This is a genomic window from Nitrosospira briensis C-128 (genome assembly GCF_000619905.2).
In the GTDB taxonomy this organism is placed as follows: domain Bacteria; phylum Pseudomonadota; class Gammaproteobacteria; order Burkholderiales; family Nitrosomonadaceae; genus Nitrosospira; species Nitrosospira briensis.
Genome location: NZ_CP012371.1, coordinates 2,869,397 through 2,894,495, shown reverse-complemented (window position 1 = coordinate 2,894,495; position 25,099 = coordinate 2,869,397). Strand labels below are relative to the sequence as shown.

Sequence of the window (25,099 nt, the reverse complement as noted above, 5' to 3'; positions counted from 1 at the left end):
TTTTCTTAAAATGCCACGGCAATCGAAAAATGCAGGCGCAATTTGCCGTCACGTTGCCCGCGCGCAAGATCGAGCGCCAGCGGTCCAACGGGGCTGCGCCAGCGGACACCTCCTCCGTATCCAACTGCAAGGTCAAGCTGGCGTACACTGTCGGCAGCATCACCGACATCGGTAAATACGGCGGCGCCCCACTCACGCGTGAACCAGTGGTTGTATTCAATCGTACCGGTGGCCAGGGTTCGGCCGCCCACTATGGCTTCACCTTCGCGTACACCCAGATGCTGGAATGCATAACCGCGCACGGACTGGATGCCACCGGCGCGGAACAGGTATTCCTGAGGGATACCAAAGCGCGATGGAGCAAACGTATACCCCAGCTCGCCGCGCAGCAACAGCACATCGCGTTTCCCGATGGGGTACCAGAACTGATGCCTTATATAGGTGCGCAGGAAATTTTGATCGGATAGCGCCTGCTTGCTTCCGCCTCCGATACGCACTTCCGTTACCATCCCATCCCGTGGAAACAAAGGATCGTCCACCGAACGATAGCGCAACTGCCCGTCCAGTACCAAAGTCTCGTTTATCTGATGCAGCCCCCCCTTGGGCGCCCGGTCTTCCCGTTGCCAGTTAAGCGCAAAGCGGGTTTCCGTTTTGTCATACAGTTGATTACGGCTTATGCCTACCTTCTCACGTACGGTTTCCAGTTCCTGAATAAAAGTCCTTTCGGCACCTGCTCCCAGAGAAAACCAGCGGCCGGCCTGGTCCCGCACGCTTTCGACGGTAGTGGATAGTGTCTGGCGCTTTTGTTCCAGGCGCAATCCGCCATTCAGCAGCAGCGCACGGTCCAGAAAATTATTGTTGGTGTAATTGATCTCGCCTCGCCCGCCGGTATTGGAGCTGTAGCCCGCCCCAACCGAGACGCGCTGCGACTGAGCCTCCGATAAAACCACCTCCACCGGTGCTGCCTGATGCGTCACTGCATCAGGTTTAATGTTGACGGCTGCTGAGTTGAACTGGGGCAGATTTTGCAGTTTCGTCTGGAATGAGAGTAATTGGTCTCGCCGATAAGAATCGCCCGCTTTGAATGGAGCCAGCCCGGTGATCAGCGTTGGATCATAGCGGCTGAGTCCCTTGATCTCCAGGTTTCCAAAGCGGAAAGCAGGACCGGAGTCCACTATCACCAATAGCCGCGCCTTGTGAGAATCGGAATCCACCTCCGCCTTGCTTTCTTCTATCTCTGCTGCGGCATAATCCTCCGCCGCCACACTGGACAAGAGTATTGCCTTGGCTTCTTCCCAGGCTGGCGAGCGAAATGGCTGACCCGCGCCCAGGGGCCAGGCAGCTCGCAGCTTTTCGATACGCGCGCGCCGCCCGGGCTCATCAATTGCCAGATCTCCCTTGAATTCGATATCGACTTCTGTAACGAGGGTGCGGGGTCCCGGTATGACTTCCAGCACCGGGATTGTCCCGGGAATGGTATGGGGCATCGCGGAATGCAGGGTCATAGTCGGCGTGTAGTAGCCTTCGGTCGCGAGCAACTCGCTTATCTGCTTCCGTGCGCGGCGCATGAAAGTCGCGCGGTCGGTTTCATCGACCAGTTGCGTCATCGGTAGCTGAAAATGCGTTTTCAGCAAATCGCGCAACGGCTCCGGTGCTGAAATGGTGACTGCCGGCGGCGTGTTTTTGGCATCGGATTGCTGTGCATTGGCGATGCCGCCATTTCCCAGCGTAAAAAGGATGAGCACCAGAAGGCGTGCTGATATCCGTATTTGCGCCGGGTGGATATGAGAAAGGGATTTCGCAACAGACATGAACGAGACAGGCTGTTTGAATACGCTACCGGAACCCGCTAAAAATAATAAGTGAATCCGGACGATGAGTTGAGAGAGCGGCGTATGCCCCAACAGCCGTTTATCGAGCTGGGAGCCAGAAATACCATTGATTTTTATGCAATTTCGCCTATGCTTCTGTTTGGCGGTCCAGGCGGACCAACAAAGTAGAACCCATTTCGTGTTTCGCCGTCAAGCCGAGCGGTCGTGAACCGGTCATTGCGCGCGGCGTTTCAGCTGAAGAAATAAAATGCAGTTTCAATCCTGTGCGACTTATGCGGAAACGACTTTTTTCGCGCATACCATGCATGGCCAGGCGCGAACCTTCGCCCGCCATGCTGAACAAACCCTTTGCTGAATTGTCTCTAAGCACAAGCACTTTGCAATAAGGATGGTATGGATAAGATAAAACCGATGGGAAATCCCATAGACAAGAAAACACAAATCAATTTCTGGTACGTCATCATTGCGATACTCGGCATCCTGGTTGTACAGAATTGGTACACGAAATACACAAAGGTCGAGCCGATCCCTTACAGCCGCTTTCATGAATTGCTCGATCAGGACAAGATCGCGGAGATCGCGATCACCGAGAATCATATTTACGGCTCACTCAAGAATGAAGGCGCCGATGGGTTAAAGAATTTCGTTACCACGCGCGTAGAGTCCGAACTGGCTGATAAGCTGGATAAGCACAACGTTATCTATACCGGAGTGGTTCAGAGCACGTGGGTTCGTGACCTGCTGTCCTGGCTGCTGCCGATGGCGATTTTTGTCGGGATCTGGTTATTTATCATTCGACGCATGAATCCGGGGGGTATGAGCGGCGGCCTGATGTCGATCGGCAAAAGCCGTGCCAAGGTATTCGTGGAGACAGAAACCAAAGTCACCTTCGCGGATGTCGCCGGCGTCGATGAAGCAAAAGAAGAACTGGTCGAGATCATCAATTTCCTGAAGGACCCCAAAGAGTATGGCCGCCTTGGCGGACGCGTGCCCAAAGGTATCCTGCTGATCGGTCCGCCCGGTACCGGCAAGACGCTCCTCGCCCGCGCCGTCGCGGGCGAGGCGGGTGTCCCGTTCTTTTCCATCTCCGGATCCGAATTCGTCGAGATGTTCGTCGGGGTCGGCGCCGCGCGGGTGCGCGATCTGTTCGAGCAGGCACGACAAATGGCGCCCGCCATTATATTTATTGATGAGCTGGATTCACTGGGGCGGGCTCGTGGCGCATATGGGATGGGTGGGCACGACGAAAAAGAACAGACACTGAATCAGCTACTGGCTGAGCTCGATGGTTTCGATCCGAAAAGCGGCGTAGTATTGCTGGCCGCAACCAACCGGCCCGAGATCCTCGATCCCGCGTTATTGCGGGCCGGGCGGTTCGACCGCCAGGTGCTGGTGGACCGGCCGGACAAATTGGGCCGTGAGCAGATTCTCGCCGTTCACCTGAAAAAAGTGGCGCTCGATACCGACGTCAAGCCTGAGCAGATCGCAGCATTGACGCCAGGATTCACCGGAGCGGATCTGGCGAATCTGGTCAATGAAGCGGCGCTGCTTGCAACCCGGCGTTCCGGTACCTCAGTCACGATGGATGATTTCAATAACGCCATTGAGCGGGTCGTCGCGGGCCTCGAAAAACGCAACCGTCTGCTTAACCCGGAAGAGCGGCGCGTCGTCGCATTCCACGAGTTAGGCCATGCCCTGGTAGCCCTGGCTTTGCCGGGCACTGACGAGGTGCATAAAATTTCGATCATTCCCCGGGGCGTCGGCGCACTGGGCTATACGATCCAGCGTCCGACAGAAGACCGGTTTCTGATGAGGCAAGCCGAGCTGGAAAACAAGATGGCGGTACTGCTGGGCGGCCGCGCGGCAGAGCAAGTGGTATTCAGCGAGATATCGACCGGTGCATCCGACGATCTTATCCGTGCGACCGATCTTGCCCGCGCGATGGTGTTGCGCTACGGGATGAGCGATGCCCTGGGCCACGTCGCCTATGACCGCGAACGGTCGACTTACCTTCAGCCCGGTGTACCGATGCCTCAAAGCCGGGACTACAGCGAGGAAACCGCAAATGCGGTCGATAGCGCCGTGCGCGCGCTTGTCGATCATGCGCTGGAGCGCGCTATCGGCGTTCTAATGGTCAACCGTGCGCTGCTTGACCGGGCCGCGGAGGAACTGCTCAAGACCGAAACCCTGAACGAGCCCCAGATAGAAGTGTTGAAGCGCGAGATAATCGCTCAGGCCGCGCATCCGGTGAAAGCCTGATATGAAGAAGAGGCGATAAGCACGGCGGCGTGCGCCCGAGTTCTTCATTTGCCAGCCCTTATCTTTTCTTAAAAATATTTTCTATGCGAACGCTGATTCGTGTATACTCGCCGCTTCGATGAAAAGCCCCTACTGTCTTTCCGGGTTTTTGTCGGTTCATCGTTCCTGACCTCTCTTCGATTTTCAAGCCTCCAACGGAAATTGTGCGGTACCGTGGTTAGCGGCGATGTCTTATATGTACGCTTGCGCCAACGGTATTTTGCCCATCAATTTCGGCAACCTTTTCTGTTTGCGCGCGTTAAAGCGCCTCTATGAGTCCAGGTTTCTGGCCGAGACAAGCGCAAAAGAAACTGCTCCTTGCATGTCAATGACTGCAAGCAGCAAACTTTTGATCATGCTCCGTTTGGCCTCGAACCTCGAATTCTCATGAGGTGCATATTTTTTCATTTAATAGGAAAAAAACAACGTGTCTTTTGAAAATCTGAATCTACACCCGCTTATCCTCAAAGCTATCATCGACTCAGGCTACACCACGCCCACTGCCATCCAGGAGCAGGCCATTCCCGAATTACTGGTTGGCCACGACATCATGGCTTCCGCCCAGACGGGTACCGGCAAAACCGCTGCATTCATGTTGCCGGCGCTGCATCGCCTTGCCACGCCATCCAGCGTACACAGCCGTGGACCGCGCGTACTGGTCCTGACGCCGACGCGCGAACTCGCGCTTCAGGTGTCCGAATCCGCTGCCAAATACGGTAAGCATCTCCCCCGCGTCCGGGTCGTAAGCATTCTTGGCGGCATGCCATACCCGCTGCAAAATAAACTGCTTTCACAACCGGTAGATATTCTGGTAGCAACGCCTGGCCGCTTGATCGATCACATCCAACGTGGCCGCATTGATTTTTCGCGCCTGGAAATGCTGGTGCTGGACGAAGCCGACCGTATGCTGGACATGGGTTTTATCGATGATGTCGAAAGAATCGCTTCCGCCACACCCGCAACTCGCCAGACGCTGCTTTTTTCAGCCACGCTGGATAGCGCGATAGACAATGTTGCGGCACGGCTGCTGAAATCCCCCAAACGCATCCAGGTTGCGGCACAGCAGGCTCGACTCGACAATATCGAGCAACGGCTGCATTATGTCGACGACCTTTCTCACAAGAATCGGCTGCTGGATCATCTTTTACGTGATCTGGCCTTGAAACAGGCCATCGTCTTCACTGCCACCAAACGCGATGCAGATACGCTTGCCGACAATCTTTCCGCCCAGGGCCATGAAGCCGCCGCCTTGCATGGCGACATGAATCAGCGTGATCGCACGCGTACGCTGAGCAAGCTTCGCGGTGGCGCACTACGGGTGCTGGTGGCAACCGATGTAGCAGCACGTGGAATCGACGTGGTGGGCATCACTCACGTCATCAATTTCGATCTGCCAAAATTTGCCGAAGACTATGTGCATCGTATTGGCCGCACCGGCCGTGCCGGCGCATCAGGGATCGCGGTATCATTTGCTTCGGGCAAAGACGGCATTACTCTGAAAAAGATCGAACGCTTCACCGGCCAGCGAATCGAATCGCACGTGGTGCCGGGTCTTGAGCCCCGGTTCAAGCCGCGCACCGGAACAGGTGGCGCGCCCAGCGTCGCCCATAAACGCAATCGCACGTGGTCGAATGACGGCGGCCGCTCCAGCACCGCAAATAGTACCAACGGGAACTGGGATAATAGCCGCAGCCGTTCGTTTGGCGATAATCGCACCGGTACGCGAGGTAATGCAGCAGGAAATACATTCAGGAATAGCAGCGCTCCCGGATCTCACTTCAGAACCAAGTAACAGACACGTTTATAATGTGAAAATGGCCCGGATTCAGCGGTTTCGACGCTGAATCCGGGCCATTTGCATTAACTGGTACAGTTCCCCGGATATGCCATATCCAGTTGCCAGAGTATGGCAGCGTAGCATGAATGAATCGTTCTCTTATTCCGGTTGGTTACGCATGAAATCGGCAGTCTGATAGAAAGCCTTGGCAAGACTTTTGCACAATTCCTCGTCCAACCCGACATCCGCCATCGCACGATTCATGCAGTCCAACCACTGGTCACGCTCCGGAGCGGCTATCGGAAAAGGCTTATGACGGGTTCGCAGGCGCGGCTCGCCATGTTTTTCGGTATACAAGGATGGGCCGCCTGTCCAACCGGATAGAAACATGAACAACTTGTCTCTCGAACTGCCCAAATCCTGCGGATGAAGTTTACGTATGCCGTAATAGTCCGGGTCCTCATCCATCAGATCGTAAAAACGGTCTACCAGGCGACGGATAGCTGTTTCACCACCCATCAGTTCATAAGCTTCTACAAGATGCACTTCACTCTCCTATCTTATTCTTCAACCATCAGTCGCTATACAAGCGCTACGACAAGCGCGCAACGCGCGGCTCCGGCCGTTCCAGTTTCTCCGGCAGGGGCTCGCGTTTTCCAAGCATGTGCAGGATACAGTAAACGCCGGCGGCAGCAAGCAGATGCTTTGCCGTATGACCGCTTATCACATGACCGAGATCATAAATTTCCTGATCCTCGAGTTCCGCAAGCTTGGCAAAGCCATAGAGCGCAAGCGCCACGTAAATATCAGCTCCGCGGGTATATCTCGACTGGAAAAAAATGGCAAGCAGGATAACCGTCAGCAATGAATAGAACTGTACGAAGACGTAAAAGTTCAGATTGCCGATGCCACGCTGTTCACTCCAATGCCAGTGCACCACCGTTCCTGCTCCAATCGCGACCAGCACAGGCAGCAACCGCGAGCCCAGCTTTGGATTGATGCGCTCGTTGAGCGTTGCGGCGAGCAGTGCGGTTATACCGATGGCAATCGGTAGCCGGTCCCACATCAGGCGGTCGTTATCGGGCATCAGGTGATAATAGCCCGAGCCAAAGCAAGCCATTGCCACACTCAGGAAAAGAATCAGGTAAGGCCAGCGTTCGGACGGCTCGACGAATGCCCCCGCTGCCCCCCACCCGCAAGGGTCCAGCAGGAACCGCAAACCTGCTACGCCGACAAACAGAAAGGCAACGCCGGACGTGACATCACAAAAATTCGGTATGCCGAAAAAGTAGCGCGCATCGGCAAACTGATGATATGCCTGGGGCTGGGGAATAGGCGGCACAATCGCTGCAATCAGGAACATCCCGGCCGAAAGAATGCCCAGCCACCACAACCGGGAACGCATCCGACCCTCCATGTCCCTTCTCCCGAGTTATATCAGCGCTTCACCGCCGCATTTGCGCGACGGCCTCCTCCACCCGTTCCACTGCAATGACCTCGATGCCGGAAATTGCCTGCTTCGGCTTGTTGGCCTTGGGAACGATGGCCTGCACAAAACCCAGCTTCGCGGCTTCCTTCAGCCGCTCCTGGCCGCGCTGGACCGGACGTATCTCTCCCGCCAACCCGACTTCACCGAACACCACCGTTTTTTCCGGCAGCGGCTTGTTCTTGAGTGAAGAAACAATAGCCAGCAATACCGCCAGATCCGCACCCGGCTCCGTAATTTTCACACCACCCACCGCATTGACGAACACATCCTGATCGAAGCACGCAATGCCTGCATGGCGGTGCAATACCGCCAGCAACATCGCCAGACGGTTCTGTTCCAGCCCCACGCTGAGCCTCCTGGCATTAGGCGCATGGGCCTCATCCACCAGCGCCTGAATTTCCACCAGCAGAGGGCGCGTGCCTTCCTGCGTCACCATGATGCACGAACCGGGCACCTGTCCCCCGTGGTGGGAAAGAAACAGGGCCGAAGGATTGCTCACCTCGCGCAAACCCTTTTCGCTCATGGCGAACACGCCGAGTTCGTTCACCGCGCCGAAGCGGTTCTTGAAAGCTCGAATCAGGCGAAAACTGGAATGGGTGTCGCCCTCGAAGTAGAGTACCGTGTCCACCATGTGCTCCAGCACGCGCGGTCCCGCCAGGGCCCCTTCCTTGGTGACATGGCCCACCAGAATGATGCACGTGCCGCTGGCCTTCGCTAATCGTGTCAATTGAGCGGCACACTCGCGCACCTGCGCGACCGAACCCGGCGCCGATTGCAGCGCGTCGGAATAAATCGTCTGGATGGAATCGATTACCGCGACATCCGGTTTGCGTTCCGCCAGTGCTATCTGGATTTTTTCCAACCGTATTTCTGCCAGAAAATGTATCGCCTTGGCATCCAGGGTCATGCGTTGTGCCCGTAGCGCCACCTGCTGCGCCGACTCCTCGCCGCTCACATACAATACGTTACTCGTAGCGGATATTTGCGACATATGACATAGTGCTTGCAGCAACAGCGTGGATTTGCCGATTCCCGGATCTCCCCCCAGCAGCACCACGCCGCCATGCACCAGGCCGCCACCCAATACCCGGTCAAATTCGGCCATGCCGGTGGAGTAACGCTGCTCTTCCCCCGTCTTCACCTCGCTCAAGCTTTGCACCTGTCCTGTTTCGGATACCGGTGTAAAACGGGTCACGGTTTTTTCGGCGATTGCCTCGACCAGCGTGTTCCATGCCTGACAATGCGGGCACTGTCCCTGCCATTTCAAGGTCTGGCCGCCGCATTCGGTGCAGGAATAAGTGGATTTGGGTTTAGCCATCAGAAAATTATTTTCGGCAGGATAGCTCCGCAGTCGTTGCGGATAAATCCTGTCATTTCACAATTTCGGAAAATACGTTTTGAATAAATGAATTGATTTATAAATGCCATGGTCTATATATAGCAATTGCGCTGATATTACAAAAATTATTCGATGAAGGACGCCTTACCGTCTTCATCAGCTGTCAGGCAAACCCAAGCGTTACGTGCGGATTCTGCCAAGCAAAACCACATGGTCCCGTGGGCGGTATCAACGGTGCGCTAATTGGCGCTATATAATCCATTGGTCGTCAATAACAACAGCACTGTTTTTTTATAGCCGGGGTTTCCTGATGAGCACGTCCACCAACGATAGCCCCTCGAACACCTCGATCCCCGGCGCGTACTCGCCGCTCAAGTTACAGACGTTCAGATTTTTTTGGCTCGCATCGCTCGGTTCCAATATCGGTACCTGGATCAATGCGGTAGCCTCCGGCTGGGTGATGACCGACCTTTCCCCTTCGCCGGTGATGGTGTCCCTCGTACAGGCAGCGGCATCATTGCCGATGGTACTGTTCGCGCTGGTTGCGGGTGCGCTCACCGATATCGTCGACCGGCGCCGCTATTTGCTCGCAACACAAATATGGATGGCGCTTGCAGCTGCCACGCTGGCTTTCCTGTCCGGCATCGATCAGCTCGATGCATTGTATCTGTTGATCCTGACCTTCGCCATGGGCATCGGGGCATCCATGGCAACACCTGCAATGAACGTCACCGGCCCCGAACTCGTTCCCAGAAACCTGCTGCCGCAAGCTGTTGCCCTGAGTTCACTGTCGATGAACCTCTCGCGCTCCATCGGCCCCGCCATTGGCGGCCTGATGCTGTCCCAACTGGGCGCATGGGCAGCCTATAGCCTTAACGCAATCTCGTTTATCGGCATGATACTGATGCTGTGGCACTGGAAACCTCAACCGGATGAGCGCTCTCTGCCGCCTGAGCGCTTTTTCCAGGCGCTGCGTGCGGGATTGCGCTATGCGCGCATGGCATCGCCGTTTCGCGCCGTCCTGATCCGTGCCACCGCTTTCATTGTCTTCACGATTTCCGCATGGGCGCTGCTCCCGCTGATCGCGCGCAATGAGCTTGCGGGCGGTCCGGCAACCTATGGATTCCTCCTGACCTTTGTCGGCATGGGCGCGGTCGGCGCTGTTATCAGTTTACCGAGGCTTCAGGCGCATGTCTCACGCGACCGCCTGGTGCTTGTCGCGAGCATAGTATATGCGCTGACCACGGTAGCCCTGGCGACGATCCGGAGCGAAGCGGTACTGTACGGAGTCATGCTGATTTCCGGCGCCGCCTGGGTCACTGTCCTGTCTTCGCTGCAGGTCGCAGCGCAGATCTCGGTGCCCACCTGGGTTCGAGGCCGTGCATTATCGCTCTACATCATGGTGATCTCCGCCGGAATGGCGCTCGGCAGTCTACTATGGGGATGGTTTGCCTCGGAAGCCGGCATTCCTGCGGCCCTGGTGGCGTCGGCTGCGGGCGCCGTGGCGGCAGCACTGGCTACCCGCGGATTCAGCCTGGGAGCACGGGAAGCGCCTGACCTGGCGCCATCCGATCATTGGGCGCCGCACCCGCCCGCCGCGGAGGTACTGGATCGGCGCCGAGGCCCGGTCCTGGTGACTATCGAATACGAGGTTGCGCTAGACCAGCGCGTGGCCTTCCTGGATGCGATGCAACCGCTCGGCGCGTTACGCCGCCGCGATGGCGCGTTTGCCTGGGGCATCTTTGAGGATATTACGCTGCCCGGCCGCTATGTCGAGCTCTTCCAGCATGACTCGTGGCTCGATCATTTGCGTCAGCATACGCGTGTCACGCGCGAGGATCAGCGTGTTCAGGAAAATGCCCTCCGTTTTCACACAGGCGGCAAACCCCCAAGGGTTACTCATTTTGTCGGCGGTGCGCCAGTGACGCTCACGGACAGTTCAGTTGCAGCGAGCCCATAAAATGGCGGGCTTGCCTTGCTGGCAACCTGCCGGGCTTGAAGAATCGCAGCGAAAAAGTGACTGGGTGAGGGCAGATTTTGCGGATTTTGAAGGCCAATACCAATTCTATTGGTCGAAAAAGCGGCAAAATATGAACCGCCCAGACATTTTGCGCTTTTGCAGCCGATTTTCTTCAAGCCCGACAGGCTGCCAGGTTCACCACGCTTCGTTTTTGCCAATGCAGTTGCATTCACCGCAGCCGTGCTCCTGCCCTTATTTTCGTTATCCACAAGGAGAACAAATCATGATAGATATACGTCGCGCCCAGGATCGCGGTCATGCCAATCTTGGCTGGCTGAATTCCTGGCACAGTTTTTCTTTTGGGGATTACTACGACCCCAAACATACGCAGTTTCGTACGTTGCGCGTAATCAACGATGATACCGTCGAGCCAGCGCGCGGTTTTGGCACGCATGGGCACCGCGATATGGAAATCGTCAGCTATGTGCTGGAGGGCGCGCTTGCGCACAAGGACAGCATGGGCACCGGCTCCATTATTCGCCCGGGCAGCGTGCAGCGCATGAGCGCGGGCACGGGTGTGCAACATAGCGAGTTCAATCCCTCCCAGAGCGAAAAAGCCCATTTTCTGCAAATCTGGTTCTTGCCCAACAAGACAGGAATTTCTCCCGGCTATGAGGAAAAATATTTTGACGACACAGAAAAGCGCGGGAGATTACGATTGATTGCTTCGCCGGATAGCGCTGATGGGTCCGTAAAGATTCACGCCGATGCGAAGTTATTCGCCGCGCTGGTGGACGACGGAGAACGGGTTGAACAAATTATCGAACCGGGTGGCTATGTTTATGTTCACGTCGCGCGCGGCGAGGTATCGCTGAACGGTACCCGCTTGCATGCAGGTGACGGCGCCAGCCTTACGGATGAAAGTCACCTGGTTCTCGATCAAGGCCAAAAGGCGGAGGTGCTTGTTTTCGAGCTGGCATAAACCAAGGATGGCGGATGGCCGACACTGAGGGTGAGTCCAGCTGCATTCTTCCCTCGACCAGCAGAATCCGCCCAAAGCATTGCTGGCGCTGATCAAACAAGCCGGGTATCAGGCTGCCACCGGATTACCAGGCTCGGTTCTCCTACTGTCGCCTGGAAGTCGGAATTCACACCGATTCCCGGTACGCATACGAGATGTTCACCACTGAATATCAGCGGCAGCATTTCCCGCTCCCATGGTGGGAGCGATGCCTCGCGTAAAAGATTCTTGAGGCTGCGGCGCGGGCGCTTGCGATCCGGACGCAGACGCTCCCCACCATGGCGCGGACGGATCGTGACCGGATGTTCGGAGAGTTTTTGCAGATCGATCCCCATGCCGCTATCGTGCGTGAATATAAGCGTACCACCAAGCTCGGCAATGACCAGTTGCTTTTCTCCATGCCAAGGCACCTGCCAATCCACGGCCGGCAAATCATCAGGCCCTGGCATATCCCGGTTGCGCATGTGAACCGCGCCTTTGAAGCAGCGAACTTCGGCATTGCCGAAAATCACCCGCAGTTTTGAGTCTGGGCCGGACGACAGCAGTTGCCGCAGAATTTCTTCGAGCTTTATTGTACTGGGGAGTATTGCGCCCTGCTGCGCCAGGGTGTAGCGCAACAGATTTCTGGCGCGAGGAAAACTCAGTTTCCGCAAATCTTCAATGTGAAGTTTTCCAGGGACGACACATTCCCTGCTGTCGGCCTCGGCTAATTCATCCAGCAGAGTGGATGCCTCCGCCATATGTCGGCTTGCGCGCAGGAAAGTCGTGCGATAAGAAGGAAAACGCTTCTCCAGTAGAGGGAAAAACTCATGACGCAGGAAATTCCGATCGAAAGATACATCTTCGTTGCTCTCATCGGTGACCCACTGCAATCCATTCTCCCTGGCATAATCTTCGATCTCGCGTCGGGACACGTCAAGTAATGGCCTGAGTATTCGCGGCCTGTCATCCTGCGGCCCCGACTTCTCGTCACCGGCTTCTGATCCTTGTTTACCATTTCCCTGCGCCAGATTCCTGACGACCGGCATCGCCCCCAAGCCCTTCACACCCGCTCCGCGCAGCAACTGCAGCAGCAGGGTTTCAGCCTGATCGTCCAGATGCTGAGCCAGCACCACGTAATCTGCTTTGATTTTTTCGAATATCCGGTAGCGCTCGTCACGAGCGAGCGCCTCCAGGCTGACGCCGGGTTCCCGCCTGATTTTCAGCTTGGCAATTTCGAGCGGAATGTTTCTGGATCGGCATAGATCCCGGCAGAATTCGCTCCACCTGTCTGTGTTGGGGCTAATGCCGTGGTTGACGTGAATGGCCGAGAGCGAAAACTGCATTTCAATCGATGCCGGCACCAGCAAATCCAGCAGCACGACTGAATCCACTCCGCCGCTCAATGCGATAGCCAGATGATCGCCGCACTGAATCTGCTCACGCAGCACATTCTCAGTTCTGCGTGAAATGCTATTTGATTTTGACTTCCTTGAATTTGCCATATCCCATCAGCCGCTCAAAACGTTTCTCCAGCAATAATTCCGTGGAGTAGCCTTGTAACTCCTTGAGCGATTCCTGCAATGATTTTCTGGCGGACTGCATGGTAGCCAGATAATCGCGATGCGCTCCGCCTGGCGGCTCACTGATGATCTTGTCAATCAACCCCAGGGTTTTGAGGCGATGAGCGGTAATGCCCATGATCTCGGCAGCTTCCGGCGCCTTGTCCGCGCTCTTCCATAAAATGGAGGCGCAACCTTCAGGAGAGATGACGGAGTATGTTGCATATTGCAGCATCTGCACCACATCCCCCACCGCCACTGCCAGCGCCCCGCCAGAACCGCCCTCGCCGATAACCGTGCAGATCACCGGTACTTTCAGTTCCGCCAGTACAAAAAGATTTCGTCCAATAGCCTCTGACTGGCCGCGCTCTTCCGCACCAATGCCTGGTGACGCACCCGGCGTATCGATGAAGGTGATTAAAGGCACACTGAATTTTTCCGCCAGGCGCATCAGGCGCAATGCCTTGCGATAGCCTTCAGGCTGGGGCATGCCGAAGTTGCGATGAATTTTTTCCTTGGTGTCACGTCCTTTTTGCTGTCCGATAACCATTACCGATTGCCCATTAAACCGTGCTAATCCGCCGATGATGGCGTAGTCATCGGCAAAACTCCGGTCTCCGTGAAGCTCTTCGAAATCGGTGAATAGATGCTGGATATAGTCAAGCGTATTAGGACGCTGTGGATGCCGCGCGACCTGTGAAATCTGCCAAGGTGTAAGCTTCGCATAGATGCTGTTGGTCAGCGATTGACTCTTTTTCTGCAGACGCAGGATTTCAGCCGAGATATCCACCGCTGAATCGTCCTGTGCAAAACGCAGTTCTTCAATTTTTGCTTCAAGCTCAGCAATGGACTGCTCGAAATCCAGGAAAGTAATTTTCATGCAACACGGGCGTAAATTTAAAAACGCAATGATACAGGATCATGCGTCACCCAAAAAACGCATTCCGGGTAAAGAGTAAAAATGGATGCAATGCGGGCGTTACCTGCACCGGTTTCTAACGAACCTTCAGGGTAGTTGCGTCTCATTTTCAAGGCCGGTGTATCAACAGCGGCGTCGCCTTTTTGCTGTAAGCTGTTGGAGATATCATCCCAGATAATCCATTAGGACGCGAGATGATGGCGAGGCAGGTTGCGAGACAGTTTTGCCGGTTGAGAGAAGTCCATAGCCTGGTCCATGGACGCCGCGCAGGTAGCAAAGATGGCGGCGAAAATGGCCGCAAACTAACCGCCAGCACTCGCGTAGGCTCGCAGAGCCGCCTAATGAATTATCTGGGATCATATATAGATTCGGCCGCCGTCGAGCCGAGAGATCTTCATCCATTGCCGTGATATATGCCAAAACCCGAGCGTCAAGATATTTCAGCCTGACAATGACAATGCTTTTCGCATCCGCTGCTTTTCTGCCGGTAAGCAGGATAGCGCATGCAAAGGATTACACGGTCCAAACAAACGGCCCGACATCGCCGTTTTCTCTCAGCGGTTACGCGGAAGCCTACTATGACTTCGATGTCAATAATCTTGTCGGTAAAAAGCCGTCGTTTCTGGTCAGCTATAGCAAAAACGATCAGCTTGCACTAAATCTGGCTTTAATCAAGGGCTCGTATATGACAAACAATGCCCGGGCCAACCTCGCATTCGCCGCGGGTAGCTACGTGACTGCGAATTACGCAGCCGAACCCGGTTTTTTAAAACACGTCTACCTTGCAAATGTCGGCATAAAACTATCCTCAGATAAAAACCTGTGGCTGGATGCCGGCATTCTTCCCTCTCATATTGGTTTTCAAAGCCCGATAGGCAAGGATAATTGGACATTAACCAGAAGTATCAGCGCGGAAAATACGCCCTATTTCGAAACAGGCGCCAGAATCAGCTACACGTCGGAAAACGAAAAATGGTATTTGAGTGCGGTAGTTGTGGATGGGTGGCAGCGCATTCAACCTGTGGCGGGTAATACTACCCCCGCATTCGGTACACAAATCACTTATAAGCTTTCGCCAAGAATAACCTTGAATAGCAGTACATTTATCGGCAACGACAAATCTGACAGTGCCAGGCTCATGCGGTATTTCCACAATTTTTATGGAACCTTAAAACTGAATGACAAGCTTACCGCGATGGTCGGCTTTGATATCGGTACCGAGCAGAAGCACAAGAACTCTTCCGGTATGAATACATGGTTCAATCCAGAGATCATGCTGAGATATACCCCTTCGGCAAAAACCGCTATTGCGGCCAGAGCGGAATACTATGATGACAAGCATGGCGTAATCATCCCATCCAGCACAACCAAAGGTTTTAAAATACTGGGCCTCTCGATCAATTTTGATTACAAAATAGCCAATAACATATTATGGCGCGTCGAGGCCAGGACATTGCGCAGCAATGACAACATTTTTACCAGGGATGACGGTAGCACGTCAGCCAACAGCATATTTACGACAACATCGCTGGCGGTCAGCTTCTGATTAATTTACGCCTGCCGAACCCTTGCCGAAACTCCGCTGATTCAATAAGCATATTCTTTCGGATGGTCAGGAGTAATCCGTTATTCATAAAGGATAATAGGAACCTTTCCGGAAACACACCAGTATATTCGGCGGACCCTATCAAACTCCATTGCCAAAAACGTGTAAAATAGAGGGTTTTTCAAATCCTTTTCAGGCATATCACCTTGATCACCACAGCCAATATTACCATTCAATTCGGGGCCAAGCCCCTGTTCGAGAATGTCTCGGTCAAATTCGGCGACGGAAACCGCTACGGCCTGATCGGCGCCAACGGCAGCGGCAAATCCACTTTCATGAAAATCCTCGGGGGCGACCTCGAGCCGACTTCCGGCAATGTCAGCGTTGACTCCGGCGAACGTGTAGGCAAATTGCGCCAGGATCAGTTCGCTTTCGAGAACTGCCTGGTAATCGACACGGTAATGATGGGGCACGATGAATTATGGCGCGTAAAGCAGGAGCGCGACGCGATCTATGCCAATCCGGACGCCACCGAAGCGGAGTACATGCATGCGGCGGATCTTGAAGCGCGATTTGCCGAGCTGGACGGGTATTCGGCCGAAGCGCGTGCCGGAGAATTATTGATGGGAGTGGGTATCCCGTTGTCCCAGCACACGGGTCCGATGAACGCGATAGCCCCCGGATTCAAATTACGCATATTGCTGGCACAGGCATTGTTTGCCGATCCCGACATCCTGCTGCTGGACGAGCCGACCAACAACCTCGATATCAACACTATCCGCTGGCTTGAAGATGTCATCAACGCCAGCAAGAGTACCATCGTCATCATCTCTCATGACCGCCATTTTCTCAACAGCGTCTGCACTCACATGGCCGATCTGGATTACGGGGAGATCCGCATCTACCCCGGAAACTACGACGACTATATGACCGCGTCCACCCAGGTGCGGGAGCGCATGCTGACCGACAACGCAAAGAAGAAAACCCAGATTGCCGAATTGCAGTCATTCGTCAGCCGCTTTTCCGCCAACGCCTCCAAGGCACGGCAGGCCACCAGCCGTGCGCGCCAGATCGAGAAGATAAAACTGGAAGATGTAAAACCTTCCAGTCGGCAGTACCCCTACATCCGCATTGATGTGGACGAGCGTGAAAAACTGCATCGTCTGGCGGTGTCGGTGCAAAGCATCGACAAGCGGTTTCCCGGCATGGAAAAACCAATACTTCACAAATTCAGCCTCAACGTCGAGGCGGGCGAGAAAATCGCCATCATCGGCCCCAACGGTATCGGCAAGACCACGCTGCTGCGCTGTCTGGCCGGGGACCTGGCGCCCGATGCGGGAGAGGTGAAGTGGACAGAGAAGGCTCGCCCCGGTTACTTTGGCCAGGATCATGCCGCCGACTTCGAAACAGATATGTCGCTCACAGACTGGATGACGCAATGGCGGCGCCAGAGCGATGATGATCAGGCTGTGCGCAGCGTGCTTGGAAGACTGCTGTTTTCCGGCGATGAAGTAAGAAAATCGGTGACGGTAATTTCAGGAGGCGAGGAAGGGCGGATGTTGTTCGGTAAGCTCATGTTGCAAAAAAACAATGTGCTGCTCATGGACGAACCGACCAACCATCTCGACATGGAATCCATCGAATCCCTCAATGCCGCATTGGAAAAATATACGGGCACGTTGATCTTTGTCTCCCATGACCGTGAATTCGTATCCTCGCTGGCAACGCATATCATCGAAATGAAGCCGGATGGAATCAACGATTTCAAGGGCAGCTATGAAGATTATTTGAGGGGAAGTCAGGTCGCCGTACCAGACAACGCCGGCTCCCGGAGCGGTAACCCTGCATCCAAGGAAAAAATCCGCGCTTCATCCCGATGACCTGTTGTCCGCGCCAGGCAGCGCGGCGCGGTAACGCTCCCAGTCGAAGCAGGAGCCCGGATCCGTCTTTCGGCCGGGCGCGATATCCGAATGCCCGGCAATACCGGTAATGGGATATCTGCTTTGAAGCGTTCGGGTGAGTGCTGCCAGAGCCTCGTATTGGAGATCGGTAAAAGGCGTCGTATCGCTGCCCTCAAGCTCTACACCGATGGAAAAATCGTTACAGCGACTCGTGCCCTGCCAGCAGGATTCACCCGCATGCCAGGCCCGTTTTTCGCAGGAAACAAACTGGATGGTCTCGCCCTCACGCCGGATGAGAAAATGCGCGGAAACCTTAAGGCCGCGAAGGGCATGATAATAAGGATGCGCTTCGGGGTCGATCCTGTTGGTGAATAATTCAATCACGCCATCCCCGCCAAATTCTTCCGGCGGCAGGCTGATGTTATGGATCACCAGCAGGCTTATCGCGCATCCGGCGGGACGTTCGTCGCAATTAGGGGAAAGAATGAAACGTGCCCCGTCCAGATAGCCTGCCGCATCGATTCGCATCCGATGGCTGCCTTTAAACGCCGCTCTCACGCCTTGACCTTGCTCACTGGCCACTGGTCGGGGCAGGTGGTTCTACGGCTGCAAGTGCAACCGGCGATGTTCATCGCTACAAAAAAACTTGCCTTCTGAAGTGATACTTTCACTTCTGGGCAAATGTACGCCGCAATGAACGCAGCGCACCATGTCCTCGCCTTCGATTGACGACGACGCTTTATTCGCCTCTTCTCGCTGCTTTTTAATTGCGCGCTGATAACCTCTTATCACCCAGATGAAAAATACAACGATAAGGGCAAAAAATAACAGTCTACCCAACGCGTGATCTCCGCTTCAGTATCAAGATTTGTCGTGTATGCCAGTGAAAGGCATGTCGTCACATTCTACCGTTTGGGTGATCCTGCGCAAGCTTCATAGAATATGGAGGCCATGCCTGATTCCGCTTTATCCGGCTTCTTCCGAAGCTTTCATTTCCGTGAAAGCAGACGCGCGGATCGCCAACCCTGCAGAGGTGGATTATAAGTGTCTAAGCGCCGCTGTCGGCGCCATGATCATTAAGCGACGTCAGACGTTGCCATCGCTGTGTGGCACAGCTCGTTTAGCGTTCTCTCAGGTCTCAGACACGAGCGCCGGAGGATACCAAGGAGTCGGGAACAGGAGCAGAACCTGATCCCGCAGCAAATGTACTATCGGCCTCGATCGAGAAACCCGATTTCGCGTCAGGGGCTTACTTTACATAACCCCTGTGAATCGCTCCGTTCAGGCGAGATAAAAATTGAAAAGACAAAAGAATTGAACGAATGGTCGGGGTGAGAGGATTCGAACCTCCGACTCCTGCGTCCCGAACGCAGTACTCTACCAGGCTGAGCTACACCCCGAATTAGTTGTTTTAAAACACTTATTTTTGTTATACGCAACTTGCGTCAACTTCTCAAGCCCGTGGGCAGCAATTGTACGCAGGAAGAGATATCCCGGCAATCCGGAACTGCTCGGAAAACGCTCAAAATTGAACAAAAACCCGATCAATGATCCCGATGCGGAAACCGCCTAGTAATTTCGCGCCACTGCAAATATGCTCAGTTGTAGTAAGGACTCCTTATAGTTGGAATCAGGCAGCGACGAAATCGTTTTGGACGCCATCTCGGATTCGGATTGTGCCCGCTGCCTGGCGTAATCCAGTGCGCCGGTTTGCTGGATAACCTCCAGGACCGGCTGGAAGCCACCCTCGCCGCCCTGCTCTATGGCATTGCGTATTATTGCCGCCTGCGCACTTGATCCTGTTCTCATGGCGTAAATAAGCGGCAGCGTAGGCTTGCCTTCCGCCAGATCGTCTCCCAGATTTTTGCCCGTTTCATGGTAATCCCCCGAGTAGTCGAGCATGTCATCGGTTAATTGAAACGCGGTGCCGAGATGCATGCCATAGGCGGCCATCGCCTCCTCCTCCGCCGGCGTGGCATTGCCGAGGATCGCGCCGAGCCGGGTCGCTGCTTCGAACAGCTTCGCGGTCTTATAACGGATCACTCGCAGGTAATTTTCCTCGTCGACATCCGGATCGCGACAGTTGAGCAATTGCAATACTTCGCCTTCGGCAATGGTGTTGGTCGCATCTGCCAATACCTGCATGATGCGCATATTGTCCACTTCCACCATCATCTGGAACGCACGAGAATAAAGAAAATCCCCCACCAATACGCTGGCGGCATTCCCGAACAAAGCATTTGCTGTTGCCTTGCTTCGCCGCAACTCGGAAGCATCCACGACATCGTCGTGCAACAATGTCGCGGTATGTATGAACTCCACGACTGCCGCAAGATTGTAGTGGTACCGCCCCGCATAGCGAAATGCATTGGCGGAGAGAATCACAAGTGCGGGCCGCAAGCGTTTTCCGCCGCTGTTGATGATGTATTCGCTTACCTGACGGATAAGCTCCACATCGGAGTAGAGTTTCTCTCGAATAACTGCATCTACCGCGCCCATATCCTGGGCGATAAGACTTCTGATACGTTCAATTGACACTGAGGTTCCTGCAAAAAAGATGCCATGGTAGAAACGTCCCTGCCACCGTGTCAAGTTCAACAGCGGGTGCATCCCGACATTTTGGCACAAAACTGATTCGCAACAGGCCTTTGACCTGAAGCGAGCGACTATGTATAATTCGCGCTCACCTCTTTCAGGTCACTCTCGTACGAGAGCATAGGAATCCAATAATATGTATGCAATCATAAAAACCGGCGGAAAGCAGTATCGCGTTGAGGCCGGGCTAAAACTCAAAATAGAACAGGTACCGGCAGATATCGGGAGTGAACTCCTGATCGACCAGGTCTTGATGGTTTCCGATGGGGACAATGTTTCGGTGGGCAAACCCTTGCTGGATGGCGCTTCGGTCAAAGCCACGGTGCTGGAGCAAGGCAGACACGCCAAGGTGCGCATTTTCAAGCTGCGCCGGCGCAAACACTACCAGAAACATCAAGGACACCGGCAGAATTACACCGAGATCCAGATTACTGGCATTTCGGTCTAGGAGAGTTTACCATGGCACATAAGAAAGCAGGCGGCAGTTCCAGAAACGGTCGTGATTCGAATTCCAAACGCCTGGGGGTAAAAACTTTTGGCGGCGAATTGATTCCGGCTGGAAGTATCATCATTCGTCAGCGCGGCACGAGAGTTCATGCCGGTGAGAATGTTGGCATGGGCAAGGACCACACGTTGTTCGCCAAGATCGACGGCAAGGTCAATTTCGGCGTCAAGGGCTCGCCACAACGTAAAGTAGTGAGCGTCGTACCGGTCTAGTATTACTGATCTCCGCTTAAAGAGCCCTGTCATACCGATAGGGCTTTTTTGTTTGTACCGCCGATAACAGGCAAGATCATCCATGAAATATATAGACGAAGCAATAATCCATACCATCGCGGGCAAAGGAGGCGACGGCGTAGCCAGTTTCCGCCGCGAAAAATTCATTCCTAAAGGCGGCCCTTCGGGCGGCGACGGCGGACGCGGCGGCAGCATTTTCGCCATTGCCGACCGCAACATCAATACCCTGGTGGATTACCGTTTTGCGCATACGCATCGCGCCAAAAAAGGGGAAAACGGACGCGGCTCGGATTGCTACGGGAAAGGGGCCGACGACATTATATTACGCATGCCGGTAGGCACCGTTATCACAGACACCAACACCGGAGAAGTAATCGCCGACCTGAAGCAAAACGAGCAGAAAGTTTTGCTGGCCAAAGGGGGTAAGGGTGGGCTAGGGAACCTGCATTTCAAATCCAGCATAAATCGCACACCCCGCCAGTTTACGCTGGGCGAACCCGGGGAGGAGTTCGACCTCAAGCTGGAACTCAAGGTTCTGGCGGATGTAGGGCTTCTAGGCATGCCCAATGCCGGCAAATCTACGCTGATCCGCGCAGTTTCGGCCGCTCGCCCTAAAGTAGCGGATTATCCTTTCACTACGTTGCATCCAAACCTGGGCTTGGTACGCGTGGACCAGAACCGCAGCTTCGTGATGGCGGATATTCCCGGCCTGATAGAGGGGGCAGCGGAAGGTGCGGGATTAGGTCACCGCTTCCTTAAACATCTCACCCGTACCCGTCTGTTGCTGCATGTTGTGGACGTAGCGCCGCTGGATGAAAACGTTGATCCCGTGCGTGAAGCCAAAGCCATCGTGAACGAACTCAGCCAATACGACGAATCCCTGTATCAAAAGCCGCGTTGGCTGGTACTCAACAAGGTTGACCTGCTACCGGAAGATGAGCGGGAAAAAACATGCAAAAAATTCGTACGCAACCTCGGCTGGAAAGGAGAGACCTTTATTGTTTCAGCGCTGGCCGGTGAAGGCTGCAAAGAGCTGACCTACGCCATCATGAATTATCTGGAGCAGGAAGCGGGAATTGAAAATCAGGAGCCTGCACCAACTGACGCGCATCATCCGGAATCTCCGGAATCTTAGGTCGCGGGCTTTTCTTTAAACCCAGATAATCCATTAGGACGCGAGATGATGGCGAGGCAGGTTGCGAGACAGTTTTGCCGGTTGAGAGTAGTCCATAGCTTGGTCTATGGACGCCGCGCAGGTAGCGAAAATGGCCGAAAACCGACCGCCAGCACTCGGGTAGGCTCGCAGAGCCGCCTAATGAATTATCTGGGTGAAAGGGAAATGACGAAGCTGCATGCTATCTACCTCATCCTTTGGCCTGGCGCATGCATATAATCCGGCGACCACAACGTAGAATCAGATATGGAATCCATTTTAAAACAATCGCGGCGCATCGTCATCAAGGTTGGCAGCAGCCTCGTCACTAACCAGGGGCAAGGGCTCGATCATACAGCCCTTGCGGGCTGGGCGGAGCAAATTGCCAAGCTCAAGGAAATGGGCAAGGAGGTCGTACTGGTTTCTTCCGGCGCGATAGCGGAAGGCATGCGGCGCCTGAAATGGAAAAAACGTCCCCATGCATTGCATGAACTGCAAGCGGCTGCCGCAGTCGGGCAAATGGGGCTGGTGCAGGCCTATGAACACTGTTTTCGCACCCATGGGATCCAGGCTGCGCAAATACTGCTCACTCACGAGGATTTATCCGACCGGAAACGCTACCTCAATGCGCGCTCGACACTGATCACGCTATTAAGCATGAACGTCATCCCGGTTATCAACGAAAATGACACGGTGGCGACCGACGAGATCCGCTTTGGCGATAACGATACGCTTGCTGCACTGGTAACCAATCTGATTGAAGCCGATGTGCTCGTGATTCTTACGGATCAGGGCGGATTATTTACGGCCGACCCGCGCAAGGATGCGCACGCAAAGCTCGTGGAAGAAGCCAGGGCTGGAGACCCTGCCATTGAATCGATGGCCGGCGGGGCGGGCAGCGACATAGGACGCGGGGGCATGCTGACGAAGGTAATAGCAGCGAAGCGCGCGGCGCGCAGCGGTGCTCACACCATCATCGCATCGGGTCATGAGGCTGATGTCCTGATTCGTCTCGCAAAGGGAGAAGCCGTTGGCACGCAACTAATGGCGGAAACCCTGACCCTGGCGGCGCGCAAACAATGGCTTGCAGACCACCTGCAAATTCGCGGAAATATCATGCTGGATGAGGGCGCCGTGGAAGCACTTGCAGTGGGTGGCAAAAGTCTTTTACCGATAGGCGTTACAAATGTCATTGGTACCTTCGAGCGCGGCGAACTGGTAGGCTGCCTCGATCCCATCGGACGGGAAATTGCGCGAGGACTCATTAATTACAACGCTGCGGAAACCCGGAGAATTCTGCGGCGCGCAAGTAGCGAAATCGAGACTGTTCTGGGTTATTTAGGTGAACCGGAACTCATCCATAGAGATAATATGGTCCTGCTTTAATATCGTAGAATATTGCCTTGTTCACTCTGAGAAATGTTCAATGAAGCTTACGAAAATAGACGATAATTTTTCCGCCAGCCCACAGATCAGTGTTGAGGATTTGCTTGATATTAAAGCGGCTGGTTTCAGAAGTGTAATCTGTAATCGACCGGATACCGAGGACGGTGGCGCCCATCCGGATCACAACCTACTTGAGTCAGCGGCAAAAGAAGCAGGCCTCGAATTTGCCTACCTTCCGGTTGTGCCGGGACAAATAAATGACGCCCAAGTTGCTCGGTTCAAGCTGGCGATTGATGAACTGCCCGGCCCCATACTTGGTTATTGCCGCTTGGGGATTCGCTCTAAAGTGCTTTATGAGCGTGCGCAGTGAAAATCACGACCTGATCTGCTAGTCTCGAAGAAATTTTCACCTGACCAGCAAAAGTACGCTTCCGCCTAATATCGTACCGCTCGCGGGTGGATTCCTGCTTTCAATGCCTGGATAGCTTCATCCGCATCCCTCACCATATCGAATCCAAGCGGACAGAAAAAATATCTGTAGAGCGCGCGCTGGGCATAGTTCTGGTTAAGTGTTTCTAGATCGGCCCATTTCGACCTTCCCGCTCGCGTCCAGGTATGGTCATTTCGGCCATAGGCGTAAGTTCTTTTTTCGGCGGTTTGGCAACGTATTCCTTCGTAGCTCACGTTCATCCCACCAGCCGATGATGTGATCACGAGGGTGTAGCGCACTACGCCATCCTCTCCAACCGTGATGGACAAGGCATCGACATAGTGAAGATTTGTGCTGACGGGACCCGCATCGAATTGCAGCAGATTTTCCGTCTCCGGATAGGGAGGCAATTGCGCCTGAAGTTCGACCCAGGGCCTCTCATGATCGAATTCATATTCGAATTTCTGTTGCTGGGCGTAAACTGCAACCGGCAAGAAGCATAGCAGCAGCAAGACTCTTTTCATTATGCGGTCAAGTCCTTGATCAACGATTCGCGTACCGCTGCTGGCACCGGCTCAGCCGTAATCTCGTAAGCGTTGTGATCGATGCCCATGCTCAGGGACACACCCTGATGTAGCGCTTTTATCATTTCCCCGGTGAGCTCAAAACGCAGAAAATGCACCGCGGATGTCTTCTCTTCGTTTTCACGCTCCATATCTTCATCAGCGATGGCGTAAACCGGATCACAGCCATTTATCCTGACCCATACCTTATCTTCTATACCGATCAGTTTCGCCAGCCTGGCGGCGCGCTCGACCGGATCAGGATATTCGATCATCATGGTTGCTTTCCAGTTGGCGCCATCCGGAACCAGAGGACCATACGCATCCAGCTCGGCAAGTATGCCGTCTTCATCAAAAATCTTCTCTGCCCGCAGCATTTCCTGGATTTGATACCGCACCGTCAACTCGTCCTCAAAAATAAGCGTGATATTCTCACCCAGATGAACCTTGCGGTTTTTTTTATGCGTCATTACGCGAGCGCGGAACTCCTGCCTCACTTTAGCGTAGGTTTCCAGGGTCATCAGACTACCAGGAGTAATCGAAGGCATGAATTATTATTCCATTGCATTAAAAAAATAGGCCGTTTTTGGTATCGTTCCCGGCTCCTCGCG

General features: G+C 54.4%; 23 protein-coding genes and 1 tRNA gene. 11 read left to right on the top strand and 13 right to left on the bottom strand.

Annotated features, from left to right (window positions below):
- Positions 1 to 5: 5 nt before the first annotated feature.
- Both F822_RS13235 and F822_RS13230 read right to left on the bottom strand, forming a co-directional pair.
- Positions 6 to 1,811, bottom strand: a complete 1,806-nt coding sequence (locus F822_RS13235) for an autotransporter assembly complex protein TamA (protein ID WP_025041516.1) — start codon at positions 1,809 to 1,811, stop codon at positions 6 to 8.
- 148 nt (positions 1,812 to 1,959) lie between these two features.
- The gene (locus F822_RS13230; RefSeq protein WP_025041517.1) at positions 1,960 to 2,166 is read right to left on the bottom strand and encodes a hypothetical protein; all 207 of its coding nucleotides are present in this window, start codon (positions 2,164 to 2,166) and stop codon (positions 1,960 to 1,962) included.
- Between the two features lie 89 nt (positions 2,167 to 2,255).
- Here F822_RS13230 and ftsH point away from each other — a divergent pair, with 89 nt between their 5' ends.
- Both ftsH and F822_RS13215 read left to right on the top strand, forming a co-directional pair.
- On the top strand, positions 2,256 to 4,091 hold the full coding sequence (gene ftsH / locus F822_RS13225; RefSeq protein ID WP_025041518.1) for an ATP-dependent zinc metalloprotease FtsH: 1,836 nt from the start codon (positions 2,256 to 2,258) through the stop codon (positions 4,089 to 4,091).
- Between the two features lie 466 nt (positions 4,092 to 4,557).
- Entirely contained in the window at positions 4,558 to 5,922 is a 1,365-nt protein-coding gene (locus tag F822_RS13215) for a DEAD/DEAH box helicase (RefSeq protein ID WP_025041520.1), read from the top strand.
- A 144-nt stretch (positions 5,923 to 6,066) separates the two neighbouring features.
- On the opposite strand, the gene F822_RS13210 is transcribed toward F822_RS13215, so the two are convergent.
- The 3 genes from F822_RS13210 to radA all read right to left on the bottom strand — a co-directional run bounded on the left by F822_RS13210 (position 6,067) and on the right by radA (position 8,714).
- Complete coding sequence (locus tag F822_RS13210) at positions 6,067 to 6,426, bottom strand: group II truncated hemoglobin (protein WP_051536731.1); 360 nt, start codon at positions 6,424 to 6,426, stop codon at positions 6,067 to 6,069.
- A gap of 73 nt (positions 6,427 to 6,499) precedes the next feature.
- Positions 6,500 to 7,312 (bottom strand): hypothetical protein, encoded by an 813-nt coding sequence (locus F822_RS13205; protein ID WP_036576277.1) that lies wholly within the window; start codon positions 7,310 to 7,312, stop codon positions 6,500 to 6,502.
- A 40-nt stretch (positions 7,313 to 7,352) separates the two neighbouring features.
- Positions 7,353 to 8,714, bottom strand: coding sequence for a DNA repair protein RadA (radA, locus tag F822_RS13200; protein WP_025041523.1), 1,362 nt, complete (start codon positions 8,712 to 8,714; stop codon positions 7,353 to 7,355).
- Positions 8,715 to 9,045: 331 nt separating this feature from the next.
- Here radA and F822_RS13195 point away from each other — a divergent pair, with 331 nt between their 5' ends.
- Both F822_RS13195 and F822_RS13185 read left to right on the top strand, forming a co-directional pair.
- Positions 9,046 to 10,695: an MFS transporter gene (locus F822_RS13195; protein ID WP_036576280.1), complete on the top strand. Its 1,650-nt coding sequence runs from the start codon at positions 9,046 to 9,048 to the stop codon at positions 10,693 to 10,695.
- Between the two features lie 283 nt (positions 10,696 to 10,978).
- A complete protein-coding gene (locus tag F822_RS13185; protein WP_025041525.1) occupies positions 10,979 to 11,677 on the top strand; it encodes a pirin family protein in 699 nt (232 codons plus the stop codon).
- A gap of 92 nt (positions 11,678 to 11,769) precedes the next feature.
- On the opposite strand, the gene tilS is transcribed toward F822_RS13185, so the two are convergent.
- Positions 11,770 to 13,200 carry a tRNA lysidine(34) synthetase TilS gene (tilS, locus tag F822_RS13180; RefSeq protein ID WP_025041526.1) on the bottom strand — a complete coding sequence of 477 codons (1,431 nt, stop codon included), beginning with the start codon at positions 13,198 to 13,200 and terminating at the stop codon, positions 11,770 to 11,772.
- Positions 13,169 to 14,137: an acetyl-CoA carboxylase carboxyltransferase subunit alpha gene (locus F822_RS13175; protein WP_025041527.1), complete on the bottom strand. Its 969-nt coding sequence runs from the start codon at positions 14,135 to 14,137 to the stop codon at positions 13,169 to 13,171. Before F822_RS13175 ends, tilS begins: the two co-directional genes overlap by 32 nt.
- A 490-nt stretch (positions 14,138 to 14,627) precedes the next feature.
- On the opposite strand from F822_RS13175, the gene F822_RS13165 reads away from it, so the two are divergent.
- Both F822_RS13165 and F822_RS13160 read left to right on the top strand, forming a co-directional pair.
- Positions 14,628 to 15,722, top strand: a complete 1,095-nt coding sequence (locus F822_RS13165) for a porin (RefSeq protein WP_025041529.1) — start codon at positions 14,628 to 14,630, stop codon at positions 15,720 to 15,722.
- Between the two features lie 206 nt (positions 15,723 to 15,928).
- Entirely contained in the window at positions 15,929 to 17,602 is a 1,674-nt protein-coding gene (locus F822_RS13160) for an ABC-F family ATPase (RefSeq protein WP_025041530.1), read from the top strand.
- On the opposite strand, the gene ampD is transcribed toward F822_RS13160, so the two are convergent.
- The 4 genes from ampD to ispB form a co-directional block, all read right to left on the bottom strand.
- Positions 17,591 to 18,151 carry a 1,6-anhydro-N-acetylmuramyl-L-alanine amidase AmpD gene (gene ampD / locus F822_RS13155; RefSeq protein WP_025041531.1) on the bottom strand — a complete coding sequence of 187 codons (561 nt, stop codon included), beginning with the start codon at positions 18,149 to 18,151 and terminating at the stop codon, positions 17,591 to 17,593. The two genes, F822_RS13160 and ampD, sit on opposite strands and share 12 nt — an antisense overlap.
- Before the next feature lie 72 nt (positions 18,152 to 18,223).
- The gene (locus F822_RS15890; protein WP_025041532.1) at positions 18,224 to 18,463 is read right to left on the bottom strand and encodes a PP0621 family protein; all 240 of its coding nucleotides are present in this window, start codon (positions 18,461 to 18,463) and stop codon (positions 18,224 to 18,226) included.
- A 483-nt stretch (positions 18,464 to 18,946) separates the two neighbouring features.
- Positions 18,947 to 19,023 (bottom strand) — tRNA-Pro (locus F822_RS13145).
- Positions 19,024 to 19,192: 169 nt separating this feature from the next.
- Positions 19,193 to 20,161, bottom strand: coding sequence for an octaprenyl diphosphate synthase (gene ispB / locus F822_RS13140; RefSeq protein ID WP_025041533.1), 969 nt, complete (start codon positions 20,159 to 20,161; stop codon positions 19,193 to 19,195).
- Positions 20,162 to 20,354: 193 nt separating this feature from the next.
- On the opposite strand from ispB, the gene rplU reads away from it, so the two are divergent.
- The 5 genes from rplU to F822_RS13115 all read left to right on the top strand — a co-directional run bounded on the left by rplU (position 20,355) and on the right by F822_RS13115 (position 23,865).
- Entirely contained in the window at positions 20,355 to 20,666 is a 312-nt protein-coding gene (gene rplU / locus F822_RS13135) for a 50S ribosomal protein L21 (RefSeq protein WP_025041534.1), read from the top strand.
- A gap of 11 nt (positions 20,667 to 20,677) precedes the next feature.
- Positions 20,678 to 20,935 carry a 50S ribosomal protein L27 gene (gene rpmA, locus F822_RS13130; protein WP_025041535.1) on the top strand — a complete coding sequence of 86 codons (258 nt, stop codon included), beginning with the start codon at positions 20,678 to 20,680 and terminating at the stop codon, positions 20,933 to 20,935.
- A gap of 82 nt (positions 20,936 to 21,017) precedes the next feature.
- Positions 21,018 to 22,091 (top strand): Obg family GTPase CgtA, encoded by a 1,074-nt coding sequence (gene cgtA, locus F822_RS13125; RefSeq protein ID WP_025041536.1) that lies wholly within the window; start codon positions 21,018 to 21,020, stop codon positions 22,089 to 22,091.
- 285 nt (positions 22,092 to 22,376) lie between these two features.
- Positions 22,377 to 23,495, top strand: coding sequence for a glutamate 5-kinase (gene proB, locus F822_RS13120; protein WP_025041537.1), 1,119 nt, complete (start codon positions 22,377 to 22,379; stop codon positions 23,493 to 23,495).
- A 40-nt stretch (positions 23,496 to 23,535) separates the two neighbouring features.
- On the top strand, positions 23,536 to 23,865 hold the full coding sequence (locus F822_RS13115; RefSeq protein ID WP_025041538.1) for a protein tyrosine phosphatase family protein: 330 nt from the start codon (positions 23,536 to 23,538) through the stop codon (positions 23,863 to 23,865).
- A 65-nt stretch (positions 23,866 to 23,930) separates the two neighbouring features.
- Here the strand turns inward: F822_RS13115 and F822_RS13110 are convergent, their stop codons facing one another.
- Both F822_RS13110 and F822_RS13105 read right to left on the bottom strand, forming a co-directional pair.
- Positions 23,931 to 24,449 carry a CNP1-like family protein gene (locus F822_RS13110; RefSeq protein ID WP_025041539.1) on the bottom strand — a complete coding sequence of 173 codons (519 nt, stop codon included), beginning with the start codon at positions 24,447 to 24,449 and terminating at the stop codon, positions 23,931 to 23,933.
- Positions 24,449 to 25,036 carry a DUF3501 family protein gene (locus F822_RS13105; RefSeq protein ID WP_025041540.1) on the bottom strand — a complete coding sequence of 196 codons (588 nt, stop codon included), beginning with the start codon at positions 25,034 to 25,036 and terminating at the stop codon, positions 24,449 to 24,451. The genes F822_RS13110 and F822_RS13105 overlap by 1 nt, the downstream gene beginning before the upstream one ends.
- Positions 25,037 to 25,099: the final 63 nt, after the last annotated feature.